General features: G+C 57.7%; 3 protein-coding genes. All 3 read left to right on the top strand.

Annotated features, from left to right (window positions below; translation table 11 throughout):
• On the top strand, positions 1-705 hold a 705-nt coding region (locus G6M89_RS22050), incomplete at its 5' end, for a hypothetical protein (RefSeq protein ID WP_165164047.1).
• Positions 706-823: 118 nt separating this feature from the next.
• Positions 824-2,005, top strand: coding sequence for a DUF4157 domain-containing protein (locus tag G6M89_RS22045; protein ID WP_165164046.1), 1,182 nt, complete (start codon positions 824-826; stop codon positions 2,003-2,005).
• Positions 2,002-2,921, top strand: a 920-nt coding sequence (locus tag G6M89_RS22040) for a hypothetical protein (protein ID WP_165164045.1), incomplete at its 3' end; no start/stop codon positions are given. The genes G6M89_RS22045 and G6M89_RS22040, both read left to right, overlap by 4 nt.

Genomic DNA, 2,921 nt, shown 5'->3' with positions numbered 1-2,921 from the left:
TATCAGCAACTGAAAAGTCATCACGATGATAGCTACGATCCAGTCATTCAGCCACCGGCTGACGCCCAGTCCGAGGATCTGGTACTGTACCGAACGAACGTCTACCTTGGACTCGATCCCCTCGAGACTGCGTTCGAAGCGGAAGCCAGGGACCTCGCTGATCGCTACGGCCTCGACCTGTCCGAGGAGTCGCCGGCCGACGTGACGCTGGGGAGTCTCTCACCCGACGACCTCGACTCCTGGACTGCGTACTCCGATGACCTCTCTACACAGGCTGCTGATGCCGGAGTGTCTCTCTCCGACGGCTTGTACATCGACGGCGTCTCCGAACTCCACATGGCATATCTGGATCACAGCGGCGAAGAACACGTCACAACCACCCTCGAGCCCGACAGAGAGCCCGATACGCGAATCGAACTGCCACCGGCCGATCCGGGTACTCTCGAGCAGTTCCAACACGCGCTTCATTTCAACCTCGCCTGTCAGATTCGCGATTGCTACATCCGAATGGGCTTAGAGCCGCCGGAACAGTTCCAGTGTCTTGGCTTTGGCACGTTAGAAGCGGCCGAGCAGTACGAGAACGTCGACTTCTATCCTGAGTACCACATGCCTGAGGACGGTGATCTGTTCCTCGGTGAAAAGCGTGGATCGTCCTTTTTCGGGTCGAGTTCACCACTCTCAAAGATCAAATCACTATTCTCCTAACCATCAGTCTGTTCCGTTTATTCGGTAGTAGTAGGAAAGTATATCTACACAACCCATCTGAAGTAAATCAGGACCTCCAATGCCGCTCGAGAGTATAGGCAACTCCGTCGACAGAGCGGTGTCCCGGAAACGGCAGACGGAGCGGGCGCTCACCGCCCCGTGGGGCGTCGACCACCAGCACACAGCGTCAGTCCAGCGCAGTCGTGAAGCCCAACACGATACTGCTCCTGCTGGTGATGCGGACGCACCCGACTCAGTCAGAGAGCTTATTTCGTCGCCCGGACGAGCACTCGACGGCGACATTCAGGAGGCGATGGAAGATCGGATGGGCGACTCCTTCGGCGATGTTCGCATTCATACCGGCCCGAAAGCCGCCCAAGCGTGCGAGCAAATCGACGCTCGAGCGTTCACGGTCGGGAACCACATCGCGTTCAACGCCGGCGAGTACGACCCCGCATCACCGGATGGGCAGTTCCTGCTCGCGCACGAACTCACCCACGTGCGGCAGCAAACTGGTGCTTCCGTTAGCATGATGCCACAACAGGATGCTGCCCTCCTCGAGATTGATCCTGATCCGCAACTCGAGCGTGAGGCTGACGAGGCGGCTGCAGCCGCGCTGCAGGGCGACGAGCCGCTTGTCGTGAATCGGATGGGGTCGGAGATGCACATTCAGCGCAGCACGAAAGGTAACTCAGAGTACGTCACCAAGGACGAAGTCCTCGAGATTGTCGACAACTACTATCGCGGTCAGGTTGACCGGCAGGCAGAGCTGGACGCCACACAAGCCGGTCCCGACCGCCAGGCGAGTCAGGGAACACTCGAGTCGTCGAGCCAGGAGGGTGGTGACGGTGGATTCCTTGGCAAAATGAAGCAAGCTTGGGAGAACACCAAATCGGTGGGAAGCGATCTCTCCCAGGCGATGACCAAGGGTGCGGTCGGCTCGCTTGCGGGTGCGGGCGGGAAACTCCTCGGGCAAGCCGGCGGTGGAAGCCTCGGTGCGCTCATCGGTGGTGCAACCGGGAGTCTTGCGGGTCCGGTCGGCACCGGTGCAGGTGTAGCCGTCGGGTACAAAGCCGGGGAGACGCTCGGTGGCGAGATCGTCGGCGGGGCCGCAAGCGATGTGACCAAACAGGTTACTGAGTATACGTTGCCGAAGGAACACGCCGAGTCGGTTGCTGATCTTCATCAAAAATACGACGCGCTCAAAGAAGAGCTTGACGAACTGAAGAAAGCAAGTTCGTCAACCGGAGTAAGTAATCGTCCAGAGACCGTTCCTACCGCTTCTGAGGCAGACATATGAAGGCCGTTATTGGGGGCGAAGATGAAAGCGGTGTGGGTTTGAGAGTTGTTGATAACAGTGGTGTGAGTCACGGAATTCACGTCGGATATGGCGGTGAAATCACTTACCATGAGCAAGATGGATATCCTGATGATCCATCTAATCGTACCGACGAGGAAAACGAACGCGTCGAACAGGCCCGACGGTTCGCCCAGTATTACGTCTTCGTCGAACGGGGGTACGACACCGTGCCCGCACCAGAGAATCCGGTTCGAATCGACGCCGTCCGCCACGCCATCAACGAGATAGATCAGACGGAGTTCGAGACTCATTTCGGCGACCTCTATCAGCAACTCACCTACGAGGAGGGAACCGGTGACTCACCAGTCATCACCGTTCCACCGGGAGCGACCGATCCGGCCATCTACTGCCAGAACATCTATCTCGGAGTCGATCCCCTCGAGACCGATCTTGGTGTCGAACTCGCCGACAAACATGGTCTCAACGTCACCCAATCAGCCGCCGATGTTAATCTCACCGACGTTTCCCAGGGAGAGCTCGACACATGGGCGGAGTTCTCCGGTGAGTTTGCCGCTCACGCGGTTGAGGAGAGGTTGGATCTCAGTGACGCGGCCTACATTGATGAGACCTCGGATCTCTACGTCAAGTATCCTGATGGTGCACAGTTAGCCGTCGTCGACGACCACCTCGAACCCGCCGCCAGAGAGCCTGACACGATCATCGAACTGTTGCCGATCAATCCGCAGAGTCTCGAGTACTTCAAGTCCTTCATCGATCACTATCTTCGCTGTCAAATCAGAGATTCGTTCCTCGAGATGGGCGTTCATCCACCAGAAGAGTTCCGTGTGCTCGGCATGGGGCGATTCATGGCCGCTCGTGGCTATGATTACATCGACTTCTATCCGGAGTTCCACAA

The sequence above is a fragment of the Natronolimnobius sp. AArcel1 genome, from assembly GCF_011043775.1.
GTDB lineage: Archaea > Halobacteriota > Halobacteria > Halobacteriales > Natrialbaceae > Natronolimnobius.
This window is presented reverse-complemented; position numbering and strand designations above follow the sequence as displayed.